Origin of the sequence: Frankia sp. AgKG'84/4, from assembly GCF_023242965.2 — a bacterium.
Lineage (GTDB): Bacteria > Actinomycetota > Actinomycetes > Frankiales > Frankiaceae > Frankia.
In genome coordinates, this window is sequence record NZ_JALKFU020000740.1 from 1 (window position 1) to 513 (window position 513).

At 74.3% G+C, this 513-nt stretch carries 1 protein-coding gene; it reads right to left on the reverse strand.

The genetic code is table 11. From position 1 onward, the window contains the following. Nucleotides 1-86: 86 nt before the first annotated feature. The coding region (locus MXD58_RS24890) for a hypothetical protein (protein WP_518478679.1) at nt 87-513 on the reverse strand (427 nt) is incomplete at its 5' end.

Consider the following 513-nt stretch of genomic DNA (forward strand, 5'->3'; position numbering starts at 1 on the left):
CCCCCCACCCCCCCCCCCCGCTTTTTTATTGATCGGCCCCCCACCTATATCTACAGTGAGTTGTGTTGGGGGGCTGCGTTTTTTGTTTATAAGAGACTGGGGGGGTGGGGTTCGCCTGGGGCCCGGTTGGGGAACTGGTGCTGCGCGGCGGCGCCGGCGACGACGACGCCGAGCACGCGGGCGACGTCGACCAGCGCGGGGCGCGGGTCATACGGCCAGGCGGGGCCCACGACTCCCGGGTGGGCGGGTGGCGTCACCGTCACGATCAGGGCGCCGACCTCGGTGCCGTGGTGGTGGATCGGGAACGTCGACACCTCGTCGTCGCCGGCGGTGTCGGGCCGGTGGGGCGGCGGGCCGCCGCGGGTGGGTGGCTGGGGTGCTGTCCAGGTGAACTCGACCGGCGCGCCGCCCCCGGTGTCGGCGAGGCGCAGCAGGACGCGGCGGGCGCCGATCCGTTCGCCGATCCAGCCGGCCACCGGGGTCAGATCGCCGCCGCGCGCCCCGCCCGAGGGC